Origin of the sequence: Pseudodesulfovibrio nedwellii (genome assembly GCF_027923765.1) — a bacterium.
In the GTDB taxonomy this organism is placed as follows: Bacteria; Desulfobacterota; Desulfovibrionia; order Desulfovibrionales; family Desulfovibrionaceae; genus Pseudodesulfovibrio; species Pseudodesulfovibrio nedwellii.
Genome location: NZ_AP026709.1, coordinates 1,495,633 through 1,518,653, shown reverse-complemented (window position 1 = coordinate 1,518,653; position 23,021 = coordinate 1,495,633). Strand labels below are relative to the sequence as shown.

Annotated in this window: 19 protein-coding genes and 2 pseudogenes; 17 read left to right on the top strand and 4 right to left on the bottom strand. The window is 46.1% G+C overall.

The genetic code is table 11. The annotated features are described in order from the left end of the window. The first annotated feature begins 59 nt into the window (after positions 1–59). Positions 60–2,180, top strand: coding sequence for a TIGR03768 family metallophosphoesterase (locus SYK_RS07210; RefSeq protein WP_281762915.1), 2,121 nt, complete (start codon positions 60–62; stop codon positions 2,178–2,180). A gap of 402 nt (positions 2,181–2,582) precedes the next feature. Here SYK_RS07210 and SYK_RS07205 read toward each other — a convergent pair whose 3' ends face one another. Continuing rightward, positions 2,583–3,155 (bottom strand): PP2C family protein-serine/threonine phosphatase, encoded by a 573-nt coding sequence (locus tag SYK_RS07205; protein ID WP_281763247.1) that lies wholly within the window; start codon positions 3,153–3,155, stop codon positions 2,583–2,585. A 78-nt stretch (positions 3,156–3,233) separates the two neighbouring features. On the opposite strand from SYK_RS07205, the gene SYK_RS07200 reads away from it, so the two are divergent. Together SYK_RS07200 and SYK_RS07195 are read left to right on the top strand one after the other, a co-directional pair. Next, positions 3,234–3,518, top strand: a complete 285-nt coding sequence (locus SYK_RS07200) for a transposase (RefSeq protein WP_281762914.1) — start codon at positions 3,234–3,236, stop codon at positions 3,516–3,518. Continuing rightward, positions 3,515–4,263 (top strand): annotated as a pseudogene (locus SYK_RS07195) (IS3 family transposase); the annotation flags it as partial. The gene SYK_RS07200 and the pseudogene SYK_RS07195, both read left to right, overlap by 4 nt. A 396-nt stretch (positions 4,264–4,659) precedes the next feature. Here the strand turns inward: SYK_RS07195 and SYK_RS07190 are convergent. From SYK_RS07190 to proC, 3 genes are all read right to left on the bottom strand, one after another. Further along, positions 4,660–5,271, bottom strand: coding sequence for a class I SAM-dependent methyltransferase (locus SYK_RS07190; RefSeq protein ID WP_281762912.1), 612 nt, complete (start codon positions 5,269–5,271; stop codon positions 4,660–4,662). Positions 5,272–5,382: 111 nt separating this feature from the next. Beyond that, positions 5,383–5,853, bottom strand: a complete 471-nt coding sequence (locus SYK_RS07185; protein ID WP_281762911.1) for a MarR family winged helix-turn-helix transcriptional regulator — start codon at positions 5,851–5,853, stop codon at positions 5,383–5,385. 364 nt (positions 5,854–6,217) lie between these two features. Further along, on the bottom strand, positions 6,218–7,009 hold the full coding sequence (gene proC / locus SYK_RS07180; protein ID WP_281762910.1) for a pyrroline-5-carboxylate reductase: 792 nt from the start codon (positions 7,007–7,009) through the stop codon (positions 6,218–6,220). A 403-nt stretch (positions 7,010–7,412) separates the two neighbouring features. Between proC and SYK_RS07175 the strand changes: the two genes are divergently transcribed. From SYK_RS07175 to SYK_RS07110, 14 genes and pseudogenes are all read left to right on the top strand, one after another. Next, positions 7,413–9,098 (top strand): BCCT family transporter, encoded by a 1,686-nt coding sequence (locus tag SYK_RS07175; RefSeq protein WP_281762909.1) that lies wholly within the window; start codon positions 7,413–7,415, stop codon positions 9,096–9,098. A gap of 98 nt (positions 9,099–9,196) precedes the next feature. Further along, a complete protein-coding gene (locus SYK_RS07170) occupies positions 9,197–10,027 on the top strand; it encodes an IclR family transcriptional regulator (RefSeq protein WP_281762908.1) in 831 nt (276 codons plus the stop codon). A gap of 531 nt (positions 10,028–10,558) precedes the next feature. Then, positions 10,559–11,344, top strand: a complete 786-nt coding sequence (locus SYK_RS07165; RefSeq protein WP_281762907.1) for an IclR family transcriptional regulator — start codon at positions 10,559–10,561, stop codon at positions 11,342–11,344. A gap of 455 nt (positions 11,345–11,799) precedes the next feature. Further along, positions 11,800–14,706, top strand: coding sequence for a hypothetical protein (locus SYK_RS07160; RefSeq protein WP_281762906.1), 2,907 nt, complete (start codon positions 11,800–11,802; stop codon positions 14,704–14,706). A 30-nt stretch (positions 14,707–14,736) separates the two neighbouring features. Next, positions 14,737–15,897, top strand: a complete 1,161-nt coding sequence (locus tag SYK_RS07155; RefSeq protein WP_281762905.1) for a putative sulfate exporter family transporter — start codon at positions 14,737–14,739, stop codon at positions 15,895–15,897. An 11-nt stretch (positions 15,898–15,908) separates the two neighbouring features. Continuing rightward, positions 15,909–16,061: a hypothetical protein gene (locus tag SYK_RS07150; RefSeq protein WP_281762904.1), complete on the top strand. Its 153-nt coding sequence runs from the start codon at positions 15,909–15,911 to the stop codon at positions 16,059–16,061. 12 nt (positions 16,062–16,073) lie between these two features. After that, positions 16,074–16,277, top strand: a complete 204-nt coding sequence (locus tag SYK_RS07145) for a hypothetical protein (RefSeq protein ID WP_281762903.1) — start codon at positions 16,074–16,076, stop codon at positions 16,275–16,277. A gap of 17 nt (positions 16,278–16,294) precedes the next feature. Next, on the top strand, positions 16,295–16,591 hold the full coding sequence (locus tag SYK_RS07140) for a ComEA family DNA-binding protein (RefSeq protein ID WP_281762902.1): 297 nt from the start codon (positions 16,295–16,297) through the stop codon (positions 16,589–16,591). Positions 16,592–16,600: 9 nt separating this feature from the next. After that, a complete protein-coding gene (locus SYK_RS07135) occupies positions 16,601–17,059 on the top strand; it encodes a cytochrome c family protein (RefSeq protein WP_281762901.1) in 459 nt (152 codons plus the stop codon). 9 nt (positions 17,060–17,068) lie between these two features. Continuing rightward, positions 17,069–17,269: a hypothetical protein gene (locus SYK_RS07130; protein WP_281762900.1), complete on the top strand. Its 201-nt coding sequence runs from the start codon at positions 17,069–17,071 to the stop codon at positions 17,267–17,269. Positions 17,270–17,284: 15 nt separating this feature from the next. Continuing rightward, positions 17,285–17,767: pseudogene (locus SYK_RS07125) on the top strand (hypothetical protein); the annotation flags it as partial. Between the two features lie 148 nt (positions 17,768–17,915). After that, positions 17,916–19,868, top strand: a complete 1,953-nt coding sequence (locus SYK_RS07120) for an ATP-binding protein (RefSeq protein ID WP_281762899.1) — start codon at positions 17,916–17,918, stop codon at positions 19,866–19,868. Next, positions 19,858–21,213: a sigma-54-dependent transcriptional regulator gene (locus SYK_RS07115; RefSeq protein ID WP_281762898.1), complete on the top strand. Its 1,356-nt coding sequence runs from the start codon at positions 19,858–19,860 to the stop codon at positions 21,211–21,213. The genes SYK_RS07120 and SYK_RS07115 overlap by 11 nt, the downstream gene beginning before the upstream one ends. Positions 21,214–21,393: 180 nt before the next feature. Then, a complete protein-coding gene (locus SYK_RS07110; protein ID WP_281762897.1) occupies positions 21,394–22,908 on the top strand; it encodes an aryl-sulfate sulfotransferase in 1,515 nt (504 codons plus the stop codon). The last annotated feature ends 113 nt before the right edge of the window (positions 22,909–23,021 follow it).

Genomic DNA, 23,021 nt, shown 5'->3' with positions numbered 1-23,021 from the left:
ATGCGAATTACTGCAATGATTTTTAATTAATTGTATCCATTAACCTGCGAGTAAATATTATGAGCAAAAAAGATATCAGCAAGAATACCAGAGTTTCTCTCGACGAAGAGCATGAAACCCAAAAGTCTACAGATCTAACAAGACGAAAATTTATACAATACAGCACGACTCTTTTGGCTGGTACCATATTGCCGATTCCTTTAGTTGGTTGTGGTTCCAAAGAACCTATTTGGTCAGATTTTGATCTCCCAAGGTATGAGATCGATACGGTTGTAGAAACTACAGTAGAGCGGATGATCGCCTTTAATATAAACTTATCAGATGTGCCACCAAAAAAGTGGAAGACTCCTCCAATGGCTCCCGATGGGAAGCACAAGGGACTGGAAATCAAAGAACTACATAGGGTTTCAGAGTACGAAAGGCGGGGCTATGGGCTTTGGAGTTATGGTTCAGGCCTCCCAATCGTTCCCCGCACCGATTTCATGCCAATTGGTTATCTGCCGCCAGATGTCGAGAAGAGAACATCGCTACTGAATTTTTTTGCGATGACCGACATTCATCTTACCGATAAGGAGGCTCCAAACCAGTTTATTCATAATCAGCAAGAGGATTCTTCCTGTACTAATACATCCGTCTATTCCCCGGTGATGGTGTATACACCTCATGTTTTTGATGCAGCTTTGCAAACAGCTAATGCTCTTCATGAAAAGAAAAACTATGATTTTGGTATTTCTTTAGGGGATGTGAGTAATACGGCAATGTATAATGAGCTTCGGTGGTACATCGACATTCTCGATGGTGAGAAAATTAGACCAAGTTCGGGTGCCCATCTGGGAGAAAATGCAATTGACTATCAAAAGCCTTTTCAGGCAGCAGGGCTCAATAAGGAGATTCCTTTTTACCAAGTCTTAGGGAACCATGATCATTTTTTAATCGGGTCATTCCCAATATTTGAAGATTACTCAAATCTTGGTTTGGAAGATTCTTTTACGGATAATAAAGTTTGGACGGTTACTGATTTTCTCAAGGCAGATATGACGACTTTCCCCGCTCTTTTTAATTCCGATACGCTCAAGAAAGGGAATGGAAGGGACCGATATTTTGGTGGTGTCATTGATGGATCAACTCCGAATGGGGACATCCTTCACGTTGAGGGGCCGATTAAAAAGGGCACAATGGCCCCTCCGGTCACAGCAGATGCCGACCGTCGTCCTCTTAAAAGAACAGAGTGGATGGAAGAGTTTTTCACTACTTCTTCGAAGCCTGAAGGACACGGTTTTGACCGAGTTAAGTATTCTTTCGGACTCCCTGACAAAAGACCGACTGGTTTTGCCTGTTATAGCTTCGTGCCAGAATCCAAGTCCGAAGTACCCATCAAAATAATCGTATTGGATAACACGCAAAGAGAAGATGACGGCTCCCATGATATCCATGGCCACGGTTTTCTTGATCCTCTCAGGTGGAAGTGGTTAAAAAAAGAACTGAAAGAAGGACAAAAAAATAATCAGTTGATGGTTATTGCTGCCCATATCCCAATCTGTGTTGCAGGAATTGGCACTGAGCTTGAATGGTGGGCAGGTGGCAAAACAAAAAACAATCCGTTTGGTGACCCGACGACGAAAACGCAAAATGGCTGCACTCTTTCTGAGCTTGTTTCCGAGCTTAGAAATACTCCGAATCTGTTAATGTGGATAGCCGGTCATCGCCATTTTAATACCGTGAAAGCTATCAAACCCGATGATGTTACAAAGCCGGAGAGAGGCTTTTGGCAGGTTGAAACGTCATCGCTTCGAGATTTCCCTCAGCAGTTTAGGAATTTTGAGATATTCTTTAATGATGACGATACAATCTCAATTGACGCAGTTAATGTTAACCCTGCCGTTAAAAAGGGAACTCCTGCTGAGATGTCACGAAGATATGCGATTGCAACACAACAAATCGTGCAGACTGATCTGCTACCCAACTTTGCAAACACATCAAGTATTGTACTGGCGGATATCCCGTCGATGGACCCCAGTCGTCCTCAGGATGATAAAGAAGATCCATCTATTCAACCACCAATTGATTTATCGCTCGCTGAGAAGCCGGTTCAATATCACCAGTCATATAACGCACGACTCTCCAATTCATTGACTGAAAAGATGGTTGGCGTGTTGAGAAAGAAATATGGGAAGAGTTAAGATGCTGCCATAGGAGCTATCCGTATTATGTCCTTTGATTTCTTTTATTTAGAAGCCTAGGAGTGAGGAATATGTTCGTTATGTATTCCTTTTCATTTCCACTCTCTGCATAACCAACTGGAATTATTCGTCACATGCATGCAGTGCACAACATGATGGTTTAGGAAAAGCAAAGCGAATACTCGTATTTATTATAGATGGTTAGCGTGTTGCATGTGACGAATCAGCCATTGAATGGCATTCAAGAGGTCGTGGGTTCGATTCCCTCCAGCTCCACCACAAGAAAGTTAAGGCTTAGAAGGTTTTTCTTCTAAGCCTTTTTTCGTGGGCTATACGAATGATGGACTGTTAGTTGTTTTTTGAAGGAGTAAAGAAGTCTATAGTTCTTTACTGATTGGTGTTTTACTCTTTACGATGGAGACAGAGTACCGTGATATCGTCATGCATGTCTTTGTCTTCGGAGAATTTTGTAACCGAAGAGAAGACGGTCTCTAACAATTCTTCACAACAACTTCCTTTGTCTTCACGTACCAGCGACACCAAGCGTTTCATACCGTAAAGGTTGTTTTGACCGTCGTATGCTTCGGTCGCTCCATCGGTGAAGACGACCAATCTGTCTCCGCTTTTTAGTTTTGCCATTTGGCTTTCAAATTCAATGTTACTGATATTGCCCACTGGAAAGTTGGCTGCGCCTTCCAGATTCGTCAGAGTCCCGTTTGCGTGTTTTAATAGCGGTGGCTGGTGGCCTGCCAAAATATATTCCAAGTCTCCGGTTCGAAGATCGTAGCGGCCTACGACCATGGTGACGTACATGGCTGAAGTGTTGTTCGTCGCAAGTGTGTTGTTGAGCTTTTTCATGATGGCGTTCAGGGGCATGCCCTGCATGGCCAGTGAGCGGAGCATGTGTTGCGTTGCGAACATGAACAGGGCTGCTGGCACACCTTTTCCGGACACATCGCCTAAAGAGAAAAGCAGTTGTGTTCGTTAGAGGTGGCCTCAGAAAACTGGACCACTTGTTTAGGTGGACATATAGTAGCCGAAGGAGGCTCGATCATGTCCAAGAGAAGACGTTTTTCAGCAGAGTTCAAAGCCCGTGTCGCACTTGATGCATTATCCGGTGAGCACACGATTTCAGAACTGGCCAGCAAACATGGTGTTCATCCCAACCAGATTTCCACGTGGAAGAAACAAGCTAAGGAAGAGATCGTCGAATCCTTTTCCGGCAAGACCAAGAATATCCCACAAAACAACGAAGCGCAGATCAAGGATCTTCATGCAAAGATCGGCCAGTTGACTGTGGAGAAGGATTTTTTGCAACAAGCCTTCGCCCAAATATGAACTGCGGACGAAGGCGCAAAATCGTCGACAGCGGATATCCTAGTTTCAGCATTCGGCGACAATGCAAAGTTCTGCAATTGCAACGATCAACATATTACTACCAGCCTATCGGCGAGTCTCCGCTCAATCTGGAATTGATGCGTAAAATCGATGAGCTGTTTATGGAACTGCCGTTTTTCGGCTCAAGGCAGATGCGGAATATCCTGCGAGATACGGGGTATTCCGTCGGTCGAGAACGGGTGAGAAGGCTGATGCGTAAAATGGGTTTGATGGCTGTCTATCAAAAGCCTCGAACGAGCCAGCCTCATCCTGGGCATAAGGTTTATCCATACTTGCTTCGGAATTTGCCGATCACAAAGCCGAACCAAGTTTGGTGCACGGACATTACGTATATCCCCATGAAACGTGGATTCCTGTATCTCGTAGCTGTCATGGACTGGCACAGTCGCGCAGTTCTCTCTTGGCGATTGTCGAATACGATGGATACGGATTTCTGTGTAGCAGCTTTGGAAGAAGCCATAAATTGCTATGGCGCGCCAGAGATATTCAATACTGATCAAGGCTCACAGTTTACCAGTTATGAATTCACGAAGACTCTCAGGGATGCTGGTATACACATTTCAATGGATGGACGGGGGCGTAGGATGGATACGGCATGATCGAACGGCTATGGCGTTCGTTGAAATATGAATGCGTGTATTTGCGTGAGCTAAGCACAGGAAGTGAACTGCGTGAGGCATTGGCTTGGAATCAAAAGGCAGCGTAACCCGTAAACTCGTCCATCTTAAATTCGCTGCTCAGTGGCCCGAAGAACCGAGGCCACCTCTTAATTCATATGATTGACTTTACTTTGGCAAGAACAGAACACGATGTTTTTTGTCTGTCGTGAGACATAAAAACTTGTACGTTCTATTCTGATAAAAACACCTATTAATTTTAAGATGTGGCGTTGATAGATCCTGACGAATTTTACAAAGGGATGAAGCATTATATATTGAGTGGAACAGTGATGGATTATTATCCCTTCCATGGTGGATAGAAGTCCGCATGCTTTCGGGCGTGAAGGCGTGTTTGATATGGAAGGCTTGAAGTTCTTGGTCAATGCTGAGGCAAGGGGCAATCAAATGAAAGGTGTTCGAATTTATGCCAGGTTGAGGAGATATGTGTAGTCGAACAAGATTAATGAAGTCTTTTGCAGACCGCTTGAGGCCGCCATGGATTCGATTTCTTCTGGAGCAAGTCGTGAGTGCAGGGGAGGGCCAAAGTCGGCTTTTTCCTTTTTGCATTCGATAATGGCTACTTTCCCCTTGGGGCGCAGCACGCGTCGAAATTCGTGAAATATGTCCGAGGCTCGATTTCGTACTGCGCGAATATGAAGCACGGTGCTTAATAATATCAGGTCCACACTTCGGGAGGCTACTGGGAGGTGGCCTGTTATGTCGCAGACATGACCTTGGATATTGGTCAGACCTTCTCTTTTGGATGTCTTAGCAAGCTTTTCTATGGAAAGGGGGGTGGTATCCAAAGCGATGACTTGACCTTTGTCTCCCACTTGCTGCGCTGCCAGCAGAGAGTATTCTCCAGCTCCGCATCCGGCGTCCAGCAGGACCATTCCCTGATAAAGGTCGAGCTGTTTGATCAATGCTTCCGGTTCATGAAGCCAGAAGCTAGTTGGTCCATATCCTTTGGCATTGATACGTTCCTCGGGACAATGTGTCTTATGTCTTTCAGGCATAAAGCATTTTCTCCTCAATGTGTATTTGGGGAAATTTGAAGCGTCTTTTTTTTTATTGCCATCCAGTGTCGTGAGTCGAAGAGTATGGATTTATGAAGGTTAATAAGCTTAACTATTGTAGTAAAAAAATTATTTGAATCGTTTGAGTCGTTCGTTCACCATAGTCTCAATTTGTTCAAGCACCTCGGAGGTCGTGGCGATCTGTTGTGCGGAGAAGCGTTCCGTCATTTCCAGAAACATTTCCAGACGTTGGTTTGTCATAATTTGGATGAGTTGATGGGCCTTCTTGCCTTCCGGTGACAAGGAAAGGTGAAATTCTTTGTCGCTGTGTTTCGAAATCTTTTTGCTGACGAGTTTGCGTTTAACCAGTCTATTTATCAATTGTGAGGCAGCACTTTTGGTGAAGTTGAAATGTGTAGCCACGTTGGTCACATTTTTATTTTTGTTTTGACCCAAAAAATCGATAGTTCGTACCTCTCGCGGAGAGAGTGACATGGATTCATTCAGCATAAACGGTTGTTCATCCATGTGCGTATGGTTTTCGATGATTCGGCGCAATTGATTATATATGTTCATTTGTGTTTTTGTCTGACTATCCATGCACAGATGGTAAACCAGCTTAACTATTTAGGTCAACTCCTTTTGCATGACAAAGAAAAGAGGTGCAAGCTGCCTAAGTAGTTGCATTTTTTTTGTTGCGTTTGTGCTTAAAGTTTTAAATTGAATAATTCAATCGAATCTGTACGGTGTCTTTGTGGCTAACCGCTTGTAATTTGCTGTGCGTTTGAACTAGAGCGAATTTATAGAGTTGGTTACAGGTTCAAATGATTCTTATGAATATATTTGAAATTGTGTCATTCAAGATGGGACCACGAGATATTTATGAGGAGCACACAAGCCTTCGTTTATTACGGAGGCCTGTGTGCTTTCTTCTAACGAGCAATCGACAGGACTAATTTTTCTATTAGCCCAATTCTACGCTGCGGTTATAGGCCATGCGGATTGCATCCATGATATTTCCGCGCAGGGCAGTTCTTTCAAAATGCGTTAAGGCAGCAATTGTTGTTCCGGCGGGAGCAATCGACATCTCCTTGAGCATGCTGACATGTTCTTTTGAGTGTTCCGCCATAAGACTGGACCCACTGAAAAGTTTTTTGACCATGCTTGACGAGATGTCCCGGTGCAACCCCAACTCCACTCCTGATTCGATCATGGTTTCAATGAGGTAAAAGATAAAAGCTGGCCCGGATCCAATGAGCGCTGTAAACACATCGAATTGATCTTCAGCCAAGATGTGTACGTCGCCTGAGTTTTGGAAAATGGTTTGAATAAATGCTTTTTGTGGCTCTGAAATGGTTTCATCATCCAGACAAATAGCGGTTACTCCTTCTTTGATCAAAACCGGAGTGTTTGGCATAACTCGAATGACCGGACAAATATTGTGAACACTGGTTTTTAATGAATTTAACGTCAAGCCGGCTGCGATCGACACCAAGCATTTGTCTTTCGTTAAAGCCGGGACCATCTTAGACCATATCCCCTTTACCTGCTGCGGTTTGACCGCCAGAACAATAAAATCTGATTTTGTGGTTAATTCTTCAATGGAATCACAAGGAACAAGGCCGGTTTCTTTCGCCAATTCTTCCAGTTTTTTTCTGGTTTGGTTCAATCCATACACTGTAAGGTTCTCCACTTCAGAAAGCGTTCTGATAATGGCCCCTCCCATGTTGCCTGTCCCGATAAAACCGATATTCATTTTAAGCCTCCATTGTTTGTGTTGGTTTAAAAAACAGCCATAGTTTGAGAATATTTGTTGAAAAGATTCTTTGTTTTATTGAGTAAAAAAACTGTTCTGAAGAATGAAAGTTATTCTAATTTGGGACGACGTACCATTTCGTGTGAGAAAGCATACGATCTGAGGTTGAATACCGTACCATATAGTGGTAAGCCATACCGATTTGTTTACTATAACTGAGGCGAAAGTTTACGTCATCCTTTTACCGATGTGTTTGTAAAATTATTTTCTCAAAGAAAATGAGACTATTATTGAATATGAGCAGATCCCTAAAAAAAATAAAACGCTTATTGACATGAATTTGTAGTTTTTTTAATCTTACCACCAAACGGTACACTGTACCGAAAAAGCGCTTTTTCAATGGATGCTGTTATACCCAAAACGTTCCGACAGGGTTGTTGACCCGCTTAAAGAGTTAATCAATATTGCATCGCGGTATGAGACTCGGCGATTAAAAAAAACAATTATCGGACAAACCAGCGAGAGAGGCATTATGTCAGAGGCAGGGAAAACGGATGAACACAGAAAACTCAATCACTATACTTTTTGGCCTGGATTCATACTCTTACTCGCCGGAATTACCTTAGGTCTGTCATATCAAGAAGGTCTCGCGGCAATTTTGAGCACGACGATGGAGTGGATTCATATTAATTTCGGATGGCTGGAAGTTTCTTTGGCCATCATTATTGTGATGTTTACCGTGGCGATCGCTTTTTCTCCTATTGGAAATATTAGGTTTGGAGGTAAGGATGCCAAGCCCGAGTTTTCCTTCTGGCAGTGGTTTGCTCTCTCTCTTTGTGGCTGTATCGGGATCGGAATACTTTTTTGGGCAATGGGAGAGCCAATTTTTCATATGATGCAACCGCCATTGAGTTTGCATATTGAACCCGGATCAAAGGATGCCGGAGTCTTTGCCATAGCTCAAACAACGCTGCATTGGACTATCGCGCAATACTGTTTTTATACCATCTGCGGAGTAGCTATTGCCCTGGTAAGTTTTAACCGTGACTATCCACTCTCAATAGCTGCTGGCATGTATGCCCTGTTCCCTGTGAAAATGCGTCCGTTTTTGTCTTCCACTGTTCACGCGATCTGTCTTTTTTCTCTTTGCTGTGCAATTGCTACCAGCATGGGGGCCGGCCTTATGCAGATAGGCAGCGGAACAGGAACTATTTTTGATTATACTCCAGGTCCTTGGACCTGGGCCGCTGCTGCAGCGATCATTATTCCAATTTACGTATTGTCGTCCTATTCCGGTCTAAAGAAGGGCATGCGTATCCTTTCCACGGGAACCACAAGAGCGTTTTTCCTGCTTATGGCAGTTGTCCTTTTTGTGGGACCTACGCTGTTCATTCTTGGGATTGGCGTTGAATCCTTTGGGTATTTTGCAAATAATTTTTTCCGCAATAGCACCTTACTCAACACCATGCAGATAAGTGACAAGTGGCCCATGCAGTGGCTTGTTCCATATATGGAGATCTTTTTTATTTTTGCTCCGCTATTGGGACATTTTCTGGCTCGTATGGCTAAGGGAAGAACTGTTCGTCAGTTTATTCTGGTCAATATCATCCCTCCGACAATCTTTTGTCACTTTTGGATCGCGACGTTTGGTGGAACAGCCGTGTATTTTCAATGGACAGGCTTAGTCGATGTCTGGGCTGGCATACATCAGCATGGGATGGAATCGATGGTATACATCCTTCTTTCCCAGTTCCCCTTCAGCAAGATTTTGATGGGACTCTTTGTCGTCACGATTGTATTTTCATTTGCCACAATGACTGATTCATTAGTCGCAACACTGGCAATTATATCGACCAAAGGTGTTCGGGCAAGTGAGGAACCTCCCAAGAGTTTGAAGATTATCTGGGGTTTAGTTACCGGACTTATCGCTTATGTGTTGTGTATATGCGGCGGAATTGAACCTGTCCGAGGGCTGATATCACTTGCAGCATTCCCCATGATGATATTTACGTTCGCCATGTGCATTTCCCTTGTAAAGGAGGGTATGTATTTATTGGAAAAACCAAATTGGCTAGACAAAGATACATAAAAACAATAATTTTCAAAGGCCTTTCAAGTGTTTTGAAGGGCCTTTGAAATTATATTTTACTATGCGCAAAACCAAAGACCATGTTTGCCGGGGAAATAATGCCACAGGCCGATAAATATTATATGATGCGTTCTTTGGAAAAAGCTCTTTTTGTCATAGAAACCATGGCGACTAGAAAGAATTGGAAGCTTAAGAGTCTTAATGAGGCTTGCTGTATCCCCAAAGGGACGTTGCAGCGCATTTTGCGAACTTTGGAAGATCTGGGATATGTTCGGCAAGTCCAACGTGGCGGGGCGTACACGTTGACGCTAAAATTCCATAAATTGGGCAATCAGGTTTTTTCACAAAGTAATATAGCGTCTCTGGTGCAGCCCGTCCTTCATCATTTGCGTGATGAAGTGAACGAAACCGTTAATTTGAGTATTTTGTCTGGTGTAGACATGGTGGTTGTCCACCAAACAACATCCCGGCATGCCTTGCGAATGGATTCAATTGTAGGAACATCTTTCCCTGCCTATGCGTCCGCATCAGGAAAGGTCTTTTTGGCCTTTTTGCCCGAGGATGATCTGCGTGTATTTATCAAGGAATTAAGACGCAGTGATACCGCGATGAATATCGATAAAATAAACTCGCTCTATACAAGACTTGAATCTGTCCGCGAAAAAGGCATTGGTTTGGATTTTGAAGAGTTGTTTAGGGGAATACGCTGTGTGGCCGCCCCCATTTTTGATGATTTAGGGAAAGTTGTCGCAACAATAAGTTGCTCTGTTCCCACAGTGCGTCTGGACCGATCCTTATCGTACAAGCTTCTTCAGGAAATACCAATGGCCGCATCAGAAGCTTCCAAACTTTTTCAAGCGCCTGACCACTCTTTTAATCTAGAGGTCTCTGCGATTGCTGAACTTCTTGCAGCATCATCAGTTGCATAAAAGGGCGTATACCTGATCGATAAAGTCTTTTTCTGTTGTCTGCATATCTTAGAAATTGCAGGGAAATCTGGCTGTTAAGTCCATCTCTTCATTCTATATTTCAACACATTGATACGGTCTTTTGTGTTCCGTTTTTGAAATCGGGATACGGTTTTTATTGTCGTGCGCTGTAAACACTGTTTTTTAATTTGTTTACTCGGCAGGTTTGTTTGAATGATTTGATATCATGAATATCTTTGTGAGATTGTTGGTTGGTGTTTAGGTCTTTTGATGAGTTTTAATGAAATGGCTTCTACAGGTTATGAAGCGTTTTCCCTGAGTGCGGGCTGAATTGGTTGTATAAAGAATTGGGAAGGACGTGAATTCCTCAAAAAGAGAGATGGCATTTTGTTGTATGATCGTCTATTTTGCTGAAGTCTTAAAGTGTGAGAGTCAAGAGTGACTGTCGGATTGACGGAGCTGATACTGTTGTTGGAAAATCCTGTAGGTCCCCCCGTTTGGCAAGGCTGAGAAGTTGTGAGTGGAGAAAGTATGGCGAAAGACGCGTATTATACGATTGGATCTGTGGTGAAGGTGTTTTCTGTCATAGAACAGATGACGAAACAGCATAAGTGGGAACTGGCAGAACTGAGTAGATCTGTTGGTCTTCCCAAAACAACGGTTCATCGCTTTTTGTTGACTTTGCAGGATCTTGGATATGTTTCGCAAGGAGAAGAGGAGAGTGCCTATGCCTTGACCTTCAAGCTTTTTCAAATGGGAAGCATGGTCACTGAGCATATGAGTATTCAGGAAGCAGCTCGGCCATATTGCAAACGGCTGCTTGAGGTGGTCGGTGAAACAATTAACCTTTGTGTCCCCTCCGGCATTGAAATGGTTGTTGTCGATAGGCAAGTGACAACGCAGGTGCTGCGCCAGGATTCAATTGTTGGTCGTTCATTTCCATTGTATCAATCGGCTTCTGGAAAAGCATATCTTGCCTTCATGGATTCCGCGAAGTCAGGGGCTTTGTTGGAGGCTATCCGGAGAGAATCAGAAGGAAAGATCAGACCACCTGAAATGGCTGATTTTATCAAGGAAATTGAAGAAGTGCGAAAAAATGTCGTCTCGTATGACAATGAAGAAATATACCATGGCGTTTGTTGTGCCGCAGTCCCAGTGTTTGATTACAACGATGAATTGGTCGCAACCATCGGTGTTTCCGTGCCCAGCGTACGGTTCTCTTCTGGTGTTCGTGAGACGGTCAGTCTTGAGCTTTATAAAGCCGCAGAACAATTGTCGATTCGGCTGGGTGCGAGCAGTTATCCTCCTATTGGGTGAACGTAATTATAGCTGAAGCCTGAGTACGGATGGTTTTTATAGCAAATTATTTGTATCTGTTTGAAATTTGAAAACAGCGGTTGTGAAAGGCCGTTGTTTTTTTGTTTTTATTCATAACAACTGGGGTTTATCTCGAATCAAACCTGAAATTCGGGTACTTTCTTGGGGGATTTATCAAGCCTCAAGCAGGACAGATCCTTCGAAAAAGGGCTTGATGAATTGTTCTATTCGCAACCCTTTATAGGGATCGGGCTGTATTGTGCGTGTGGAGGGACACTCACGAAATGAGTGTGCGGTGGCCTGCACAGTTGTGGAAAGTAGATGAGAGAAGTCTGTTTTGTAAAGCGCTGTAAATACAGTGTTTAATTAATTTTTAATGAAGTGGTACGGTTCTTGTTGTATGTTGGAAGACATTTGTCCACGGACATTGAATTCAGACACTCAGGAACAAGAGAATGAAAAACACAGTACGACTTCTGGCCATCGCGTTGGCGATCCTTTTTGCCATACCTACAGTAGGTTTGGCCGCCAACGATCCGCACGGGTTGTCCCCGGCAGCGGATATGACTTTTTTGCCGCACTTGGCAGGCTTGAGAAACAAGGTTTTCAAGAACCAGTACGGACAGAAAAAACATTTGTCCGAAGCCATCATCATGCGCGGCAGCGAGATCAAGGATGGCAAAGCCACAGTTCAACCCGGCGGGTTGTTCTATCTTTCCGAAACATCCCACGATGCTCGTCCTTTCATGCGCGACCCATTTTTGGTGTTGGGCGAACACGCGTATCTTGTTGATTTAAACTCCACCAAGCGAGTCTTCAAGGATTTTGCTCTCAAGAAGGGCGACCGAAAGCCATTGGGCGACACCGGCTATCGTCTCTGGTTCGATTATTCCACGGACCATTATGAAAAGCCGTATGCTGAACTGGCTGTGATGTCTCCGTCTGGTGGATGGCCGCTTGAATTTCCTATTTCAACTGTGTTCCCCGGACGTGAAGAAGTTCGTAAACTCTCTCTCAAGGAAGGATTGAACTCGCAGTTGGAGAATTTCTATCTGGATAACACCTATTATTTTGGTGCCAGCAAGTATGTGGCAAGCAAGATCGATTTTGACGATGCCGTGTTTGAGTCCATTGAATTCCCTGAAATTACGGACGCGACATTTTCCATGCAGCGTCCCATTATTTTGGAAGTGCGTCAGGAAGATTATCGTTTCTACGGCGACAAGCGCATTTACGCTTACCGTCAGCCTGACGGCTTCATGGTGAAGGTCACTGACTTTACCGGGAGCGAAGTGTTGGCTGAGAAATTGGTCAAGCCGACGTCTGCACAGGAATACAAGTCACGGATGGGGGAAAAGGACAAGTACAACCTGACGATTCCCGAGTTGGATATGCGTGTTGAGATTGTCATGGATCCAAGTTTTCTCAAGGATTCCGACTTTGTGCCTTGGGCCACCAGCAAGTCTCATGGATATTCAACCGGCCATTTTTCCTTTGTTGTTTATCGTGATCTCGTTACCGTGAAAAACGGTCAGGACTGGCCTTTGGATTCTCGGTATTCTGTTGTGCTTGAGCCGAATCTCAAGACAGGGATGTTGCAGCGTTTGCTCATTGAGAACAATGACGTGTTGGTTTTTGACAACGACAACGACAGCTTTGACGGACCTGTGAAATATTCTGAAATTTGGAATCGTCCCGCGTTCAAAGTAGTTGCCAACAAATTTGAAGGCGACGTGGTCCGTAATCTGTATGTTCGCGACTATTATATGATGCGGACGGATAATATGGTTATGTGGGCTGACGAAGGGCGTACTAACCTCGATTTCTTTCTTGGTTCTTCTCCGGTCCTTGAACCGATGATCGAAGGTAGTTTTCTTACACGTCTTGCCGATTCTTCATACGGCACCGTGGTCGAGGAATCCCGTTTTACTTCCTACCCCAAGATTGTGCCCAACTCTTCCTTTTACGAGCCGGATCACACCGCGCCCTTTGTGCCTCGCCTCAAAGGGTTGATGCGCAAGACCTCGCGTAATCGTAAACGGGAAAAATTGTTGTCCGCCGAGGCCATCGTCATTCGCGGCAGCTATGTTGATTACAAGAATAATCGTATCGTCATTCCGCCTGCTGGCCTCTGCTACACCTCCCGCAATGCGCGAAATATCCGCACGCTGGCAGGCGAGTCTTTCTTTTTGCTCGGCAAGCGTGCCTATCTGGCGACATTTACCTCCGGTACGTTTGTCCGTAAAAATTTGGATTTGGATTTCTGGAAGAACCAGCCGATGGGCGACGGTAACCTGATGTACTGGCAGGATGAGATGCTCGGCGTGCGCAACAAGGCACTTCGGTATACCGGCCATACTTATCTGGATGACCGTCCTGTGGCCTCGCTTTCTCTTATGAAATATTCCGGTAACCGTTGGGGCGCACATTTCTACCTTGCGCAAGGTTTCAATGAAGATGAAAAAGCGGGCAATCGCTACTATATGCCAGAAGTCTTTTCGGAAGGAGCTACCTACATTGTACCGGAGTACATCGGTTCCAATTACGTGAAGATCAAGGAATTCGGCACGCCGTCTATTCAGGCCATCAGCTACTCTTTCAACAAGCCGAAAGGGCATTCTCTGGCTGTCGGAGAAACGGCAAAGCTTGGGAAGTTTACATTGAAGCTCAACAGTTTTGATGCCACCGCCGGAACCGTTGGCCTGACCCTGTTTGATGCCAAGGGCAATCACGTTGATTCCAAAATTCTTGGCCCGCTGAACGCCGCCGCCAAAGAATTGCTGCCACAGCATCAGGATGTCGCCCAGACCATGCAGCTCAAATATGGTTCCGTCATGGCCGAACTGGATGTGAAAAAGCCCTTCAAGGACGGCAAGGTCAATCTCTACTTCTTTACGGACATTCAGGAATTGGAGCGAGACACACCATTCGAACATGATCCACGCTTCATGGTTCGCCCTGACGTTTGTGGTCACTGCTATCAGCTCAACGAAGTCCTTTTGGACAACCCTGAGACTATCATTCTGGACAAGGAACATCCTGTCTACGAAGGCCCTCGTGATGAGAATGGTAAACCGTTGTTTACGATTGTGGTGGATAGCTTTGACGGTGAAATGGTTCACGCATGGCACATCGAGACCGAGTACAGGAAAAAGCACTATTCCACTGAGAATCTTGCCTTCCGTCCGAGGAACAACGTCGACGTGCTGGTGGGAGTTAACGGGACTATCGAAGGTTTCCTGCGCCTTTCAATGCTGCCCCGTCTCGCCTTCAAGGATTACTGGCGTATCGGACAGCATGCTCCATATGAAAAGTTGAGTGGCTCGGTGAATACCGGCGGTTCCGCCCATATCCGTCGCTAGCGGCTATTTATAAGAAATATGAGGAATACAATGAATACTTCGAGTGCAACATTGAACTACGATCTGAACAGGAAATCCTGGTTCAGTTCGCTTTACAGCCTCAAGGAAGTGCTGCCCGGTCTGCTGGCAATGTTCTTTGTCGCCATCTTCAGTAACAATTTGGCGGGCGTGCCGAATCCGTTCACGCTCCAGAATCTGTTTGCATGGCTTGACGGAGTTATCGGTCCGCTGAACCATCAGCCTTTTTTTCAGATACTGAACTCCAACTTCGTCTGGAATCCGCTGCTGCTTGGTTTGCTTATTGGGAACATCTTTGGTGTGCCGGATAGTTGGAAACGCGGTCTGTCCTACATTCATATGTTGATGCCGTTGGGTATCATCATGCTGGCCCCTCATTTCATGATCGGTCATGCTTTCAAGATAGGCCTGATCCCCATCTTGATTTGCACCGGTTCCCTGTTTGTCACGGCCTCTGTGACATTGGGGGTCTCCCGACTGCTCAAGTTGGATGACCGGCATGGTTCCATTATCGCGGGTGGCCTGTCCACTGGCGACCCCCATGTCTGTGCCATTCTCATGCCGCTGATCAAGGCCAAGGGTGGTCAGGTCGTCAATGCCTTTGTCTGTGTCATTGTCTTTGGCCTAATTGCCATGCAGCTTCTGCCAGTTCTGGGTGATCTGGTCGGTATTCCGGCCAAGTATTTTGGGCTGGCATCCGTTGTCGGTGTCGGTAACGGCACACAAGGCCTTTATGCCGCCTTTGGCAACAGTTACGAGGCTGGGCGTTGGGCAAGCTGGTTTGATGTTGGCCGCCATGTGATTATGCCCGCTGGTTTTCTGTATGTGTTCATCGTCATGTTCATTCGCAAATTGCGGAACAGGAATAATGAGGAAGTCCGTGCCACCCGTGGCATCAAGACTTTCCCGTTGTGGCTTGGCGTGTTCATTTTCTTCTGGGTGCTGGCCTGCCTGCATGTCTTTAAGGAGCCTGCACATCATGCCATTTTTGAAATGGTCAAGTGGGATTTCTCGCTGGCAGCGGGTGCTCTTGGGCTTTCCCTTTCCTTCCGTGACATAGGTGAGCATGGCTTCAAAGGATTTTTGGTCACCTGTATTGCCGGATTCATTCGTATCGCGCTGTTGTTGGCAGTGATCCTGCTTTGCGTCAAAACCGGCCTGCTTCCGGCCTAAGGAGTCTGACAATGAAAAGACATATGCACACCACTGATGAAACCGGGTTCAATTACATGGACAATAAAGGACAGGAAGAACAGGACCGGGATAGCCTCGGCGTGATCTTTGCCTTGGCAATTATGGCCATTATCACCATCAGCCAATACATGGGTATGCTCTAGGAGGGCTTCACAATGCATGGCATCTACTACGTCATTCTGCCATTGGTCGCTGTTTTGTTGGTCCTTATGTCTTCCGCAGCCTTGTATATGGGCGCGTTTAAGGCTCATAGGGGCACCACATCATTCGCAAAAAAAGTGTTTTCCGGAATAGTCAGCGGAACTGTTTCCTGTCTGGTCTGGTCCGTTTTGTACAGCCATCACTATCTCGGCTGGTAATCTTTAGGAGTATGAAAATGAAAAATATCATCATCGCATTGACCCTTCTGTTGACCATTGCCATAGCCTCTGTTCCCGCTTTTGCCGGTGACAATGATGGCAAGCTTAATCTTAATACCGCAACCGTGGAGCAGTTGGTTGCCATCGACGGCATTGATCAGCCCATGGCCGAGGCAATTATCGAGTTGCGTACTGAAAATGAAGAGTTCGTGGATATGGATGAATTGCTTGATGTGGACGGCATTGATTCCACCTTATTGCGTAAACTGAGCAAGTTCTTGTTCTTGGAACCTGCATCATCTTGTAACTGTTAGGGATATATCATGAATCGCCTTGTGCTCAGCATCGTTGCCATTTTCTTTGTCTTGTCGCTGGTTTCGGCTGCCAATGCCGAAATTTTTGGCGATTACGTGGGGTACACAGCGTGTGCGGACTGCCACGCTGAGATCGTGGAGGGGTGGAAGACGACCCCGCATGCGCACGCTTTCGAGACCCTCAAGGAGCAGGGCGAGGAAAAGCAACAGGTGCAGGGATGTGTCCAATGTCACGTGGTGGCAATGGATGCGGACGGCGGCTTCATTGACATTGAACTGACCCCTGAACTCAAGGATGTTCAGTGTGAATCCTGCCATGGTCCGGGGTTGGCTCATACCGAGTCCGAGGACCCCAAGGATATTATCGGGAAGCCCGGTGAGGATAATTGTCGCACCTGTCATACCGAAGGGCAGGACAAGAACTTTGACTACAGTTTGAAATCCCGGTTCGTTCACGGGAAAAAGTAAGGACTCACTATGTTCAAGAAAATTCAGCTTATGGCTCTGGTGCTTGGTTTGCTGTTTGCCTCTTCGGCAATGGCGGCCCAGCCCGTTTCCATCAGTGATATGAAGGTTGATTTCGGTTCCATGATCGAAGGGCCTGTTGCCAGCAAAACGGTGATGCTCACCAATGTCAGCAAGGAGGTTGTCACGATTAAGAACGTGACGACGTCGTGAAGTTGCACCACAACTGCTCTGGGACAGAGCAGCATCAATCCTGGTGAATCTGTTGAAATGGTCATCAGCTACAACACGTTCAAGTATCCTGGTAAATTCGACAAGACCGTGACGGTCAGCACGGGTGAAGGCAAGGAAAGCCAACAGACCATTCATATCGTCGGTTATGTCGATCCGATCCCTATGGGTGTTATGGTTGTAACCCCGCGCAAGACCACGGTGGAAGGTTTGGTCAATGGCAAGGCTACTCCGACTAAAATCATGATCAAGAATTCTGGTGACGCCTCTATGACCGTGACGGCCGTCAAGTCGCGCAAGTTCAAGACGACTTACTGGCAGGGCGCACTGAAACTCGAAGCCGGGCAGACCGCACCCATTGAGTTTTTAGTCACACCAAACAAGCTCGGCCGGTTCATGGATATCATCATGGTGTATTCCGATGCCAGAAATGACATAGGAAAAGGGTACAAAGCCGTGTTGATTGGCGAGACCAAATAGTTATCATAACCAGATGAATAGTATAAATTCATCATACCTCCTCCCTGAGATTTCCCCCGGCATAGACATGCCGGGGGCAGTCCCTGTTTTTGGGAAATGGACGTTGTACGGGCTGGTGCATAGTGGCTCTTTGCGTTATGGGACCGGCATGCGACGCTCCGTTTACCTCAGCCTGATTCTTATGGCGTTTGTTCTTTTCTTTTCCGCTGGCAATGCGTGGTGTCGTGAGACTTGCAAAGTTGGTATTCGGGCTATATCTCCACCATTTTCGTTTCTTGCCATGCAGGATGGCGAACAAGGGGTTCGTGGTTATTCCATCGATGAATGGGTTTTGCTTGGTGAACTGCTTGATGCGGATATCGAATTTGTCCTTGTAGATAGTCTGGTTGACTACCCTCGCATGTATGCAGACGGGCAACTTGACCTCATGGCACACGGATCACGTCCATCTTCCCGTTCTTCATTTGTTTTTATTCCGCTGGGATACAGTCTGCGTAATCATCTTTTCGTCAACACGAAGAGTCCAGTGGTTAATAATTCAAATAAACTCGCTGGCAAGCGTGTGGTGGCTATTACCGGGGCTCCCTATAGCCCGGAAGTCGAGTTCGGCGATGATGTGATCAGAGTGACCTCTCCGCTTGAAGCCTTGAGTATGCTTGATCAGGGTGTTGTTGAAATTTTTGTGGCGCCGTCCGAGAGGGTGGCGGATTACCTGATCGATCAGAATGGTTTTTCGAATATCGAGAAAAAAGGGAAGGTCTTGGGTGAAGTGCCTCTTGGACTGTCTGTTTCTCGGCACGACAGGCAGTTTGCCGCTGACCTGATGTCTGCCGTGCGGCACTTGCGGGAAACCGGACATTTGGCTCAATTGCGAGATAAATGGTTTGGTGAGCATTCGCGAAGGGACGGCCTCACTTACTATGCCAAACATATTGCCATTGCTGTGGCGATAGTCGGCTTGATTTTTATCGGTATTGTTTTGTGGAATGTTTCGCTCAAACGTCGAGTGGACAAAGCTGCCAGCGATTTACGTCGGACAGAACAACGGTATCGTGATTTGATCGAGTCTTCCCCGGATGTGATTTTTTTGGTCAACGAGGCTGGCGATATCTTGCACGCCAACGAGCGCGCTCAATCATTTCTTTTGTTTCCGGATCAGGATGATATTGTGAATCTTGGGCAGATCATGGTCCCTGATGATGTTGATGAAATCGCGGCGTTTTTGACCAAAGTTTTTAATGACGGGTGCGACAAGCATGAATTCAGCATGCAGAGTGTGTCAGGCAACCCGATGGAAGTGGAGATTGCCGGTCGCGTTATACAGGGGCCGTTGCATACAGAGCTCCTTGCCTGTCTCTTTGCGCGAAATGTGATGGAACGTAATCGTATGGAAGAGGAACTCATTCAATCTGAGCGACTTGGAATTATCGGGAAGATGGCGGCAAGTATAGCCCATGAAGTCAACAACCCGTTGGGCATTATTCAGGCCAACGCCGAAGAGCTTTTGTGTGAAGCTAATGTTGACAAGGATGTGAAGGAAGGATTGTCTGCCATTCAGCGGAATGCCATCCGTGCGGGTGAGATAACCAAAGGCCTGCTTGAAGCGGCTTCCCCTAAACCCATTTCTTTGAAAAAAATCAATGTAGGCGACATGATTTATGAGTCGCTTTCCCTGCTTGGTCCCAAGGCGAAAAAGAGCAGAATTGAAGTGCGTGTGGAGGACGGCCCTCTCTTTATTCGAGGCGATAATCGTGTCTTGCAACAGGTTATAGTGAATCTGCTGTTTAATTCCTTGGCGAGTATGGACGGGGTTGGGTTTATTGAGATTTTGGTTTGGCGGCAGGGAGAACATGATCTTCAGACTGTGCGACTGGAGGTCAAAGATGAGGGGAAAGGAATTCCTCGTAAGAATTTGCCACGTATTTTTGAGCCTTTTTTTACTTCTCGCAAGGGCGGGTTCGGTTTGGGCCTGTTTATTACCCGTCGTATGGTTGAGCGTCATGACGGCTTGATCTTCGCTGAGTCGGAAGCTGGGGACGGCACTCGTATGATTTTGGAATTTCCCGCATATCGACATAAGGATAAGACTGATGCTTCATAAAATACTGCTCGTAGATGATGAACAGGAATTGCTTTCCATCCTGAAGCGATCTTTGAGCCGTCAGGGATATGTGGTGCATACAGCTTCGTCCGGTGAGGAAGCGTGGAAGGCTCTCTCTGAAACCATGTATGATCTGATTGTCAGTGATCTTGCCATGGAGCCTATGGGCGGACTTGAATTGCTCAAGCAGGTGCGGACTATTGATAGCATTTTGCCCTTTATAATTATGACCGGAGCGGGGTCTATTGAGACGGCGGTGGATGCCATCAAGCTTGGTGCCTACCATTATATTACCAAGCCGTTTAAGACTCAGGAGTTGGCTTTACTCGCCCGCCGGGCCATCGAACACGGTGAGTTGCATCGCAAACTGGAATCTTTCAATGCCCAGGAAGAAGATGATCAGACAGGTGCCATGGTCATTGGCAACAACGCGGTTATCCAGCAGATGATGAACACTGTGGATAAGGTGTCTGGTTCAGATGCCCCCATACTCATTCAGGGCGAGACCGGTACTGGCAAGTCCATGTTTGCCAAGCGGATTCATTTGGCAAGTTCTCGTGCAGACAAACCTTTTTTCACTATTGATTGCGGTGCGCTCACTGAAAATCTGTTGGAAAGTGAGTTGTTTGGTCATGTTAAGGGAGCCTTCACCGGGGCAACGCGCGCCAAACGCGGTCTGCTTGAAGAAGCGCAGGGTGGCACGATTTTTCTGGATGAAATAGGTGAACTGTCACCGTCTACGCAGGTGAAACTCCTTCGGGCAATTCAGGAGCTGGAGATTAAGCCAGTGGGTGGCAACACTCCTATCAATATCGATGTTCGTTTTCTTTCTGCCACGAGTCGGAACCTGGACGAAGGGGTGGAAACAGGCGAGTTCCGTAAGGATCTTTATTACCGTTTGGCTGTTATCCCGTTGCGATTGCCTCCTTTGCGAGAACGACAGGATGATCTTCTGTTGTTTGTCGATCACTTTGTGCGCAAGTTCAACACCCGGTACAACAAGGATGTTACAGAATTGTCTCCGAGTGCTTTACAAATGCTTATGGATTCACCGTGGAAGGGGAATATTCGTGAGCTGGAGAATGTTATTGAGCGTGCTGTGCTGCTTTCAGACGATAATATCATTACGCTTGATTCCTTGTGTACCAATGCGAGAACATGTGCTCAAAACAAGTACGAAAATCCTAGTCAGCCAGTTGAGTTGAAAAGTGCCGTTGAAAAGGCTGAAATTTCCGCTATTCGGCAGGCTCTCGCCGTTGCAGAAGGCAACCGTTCCAAGGCTGCCAAGATCCTCGGCATTGGTCGGCGGACGCTCTACGATAAAATCGATACCTATAATCTTTGATATTTTTCAACCTGTGCGGCGCTCTATACAGTGTGCGGTAAAACCGCGCGATGTTCTGCACATGTGGCCTTTTGTGGTGCCGTAATAGCTTATAATATTGTGAAATTTTTCATTTTGTGTGCTGGCATGATTGTTGGATTAGAAGCGCATCTATTGTAACAAATTTTTTGAGGAGGACAAATGCGCAAGCAATCCTATTTTTACACATTTGCACTGGCCGCTATGCTGGCGGTTGTGCTCACTGTACCGGCACAGGCTTATGAGGCTGCTACAGGACCCACCGGCGTCCTGAAATATGAAAAAGGAAAAGCCTACGAAGGTTATACCCTGTTTTCGCCCCAAGTTGGGAGCAAGACTACTTACCTGATTGATATGGAAGGTAATATTGTTCACACGTGGGATTGCGAAACAGGTCCTGGTTTGTATGCTGAGCTGTTGCCTAATGGAAATCTTCTTCGTGGTGGACGTGTCAATCAGCAGAAGCAGCTGGAGAAGAAATATGGGAAGAAACTGGGTAAAAAAGATCTCAAAAAATATGTCGGTGTTGGAGGTGCTTGTGGCATCGTTCAAGAAATCGACTGGGACGGCAATGTCGTTTGGGAATATGAGATGGCCGAGCCGTACAAGGAGATCCATCACCATACTTTCCATCGTATGCCCAATGGCAACACCCTGATCCTTGGCTGGGAATACATGACCAAGGAAGAGGCCATAAAAAAGGGTCGTGATCCCAAGACTATCCCTTCCGAGCCTGTTGTGTATCAAGGGGCTAGTCATGAAGGTTTTTGGAATGATTTCGTTCGTGAAGTTGATTCCAAAGGAAAGACTGTCTGGGAATGGCATACAGCCGATCATATGGGTAAGGGACCAAAAAAACTCGATTTTAATTATGTTCTTCCGAAACCGGTTGGTTCCATTTATTCATCATACGATTGGTCTCATTTCAATACGGTCAGTTATATCCCGGAAACTGATACCATCGTGTTGAACTCCCGTAACTTGTCCGAGTTTTATTTTGTTAATCACAAGACCGGTGAAATTGAGTATCGCTGGGGTAACGATACCGCTTGGAATCCCAAGGCCCAAAAGCCAAGTTGGTACAACAATGGCGATCAGAAAATATGGGGCCAGCATTGCGCGGTTCCATTGGAGAATGGTAACGTTCTCCTTTTTGATAACGGTTCTGAAGCACCGGAGAAGCGACTTTCTCGTGCAGTTGAAGTCAATCCTAAGACGAGTAAGGTCGTTTGGGAATTTCATACACAGCACAGCAACAGCTTTTCCTCTCATCGTCAGGGTGGAGTGCAGCGTCTGCCCAATGGCAACACCTTGATTTGTTCCACCCATGGTGGTCACGTCATGGAAGTAACAAACGATAAGAAAATCGTGTGGGAATTTGTTAATCCCTTCGTCTTTGGTAAGGCTAAGTGCGTATTGGGTGACGAAGATGCTATCTATGATGGTCATGATGATTCCATGTGGGGCATGATTCATCGTGCGTTCCGTTACGGCCCGGACTACCCTGGTCTGAAAGGGAGAGACCTTACTCCACAAGAATATGTTTGTGGCGATGATTGTCCGCGTTTTTTCCGTGACTTTAAAAAGGGTGCAACCTTAGGCGGCGATACAGACGAATACGCTGATGAGGAAGACGACAGCATGGAAGAAGATGGCCCCGCCATGCATGCATACTAGGTCTTTACGATATTATATGAATTCAAACAGGGCGGCCCTTCGGGGTCGTCTTTTTTTATGGACTTCTGTGCGGGCGTTAACACAGTCGCTTTGTGTGGTGTGCGGAACTTGGC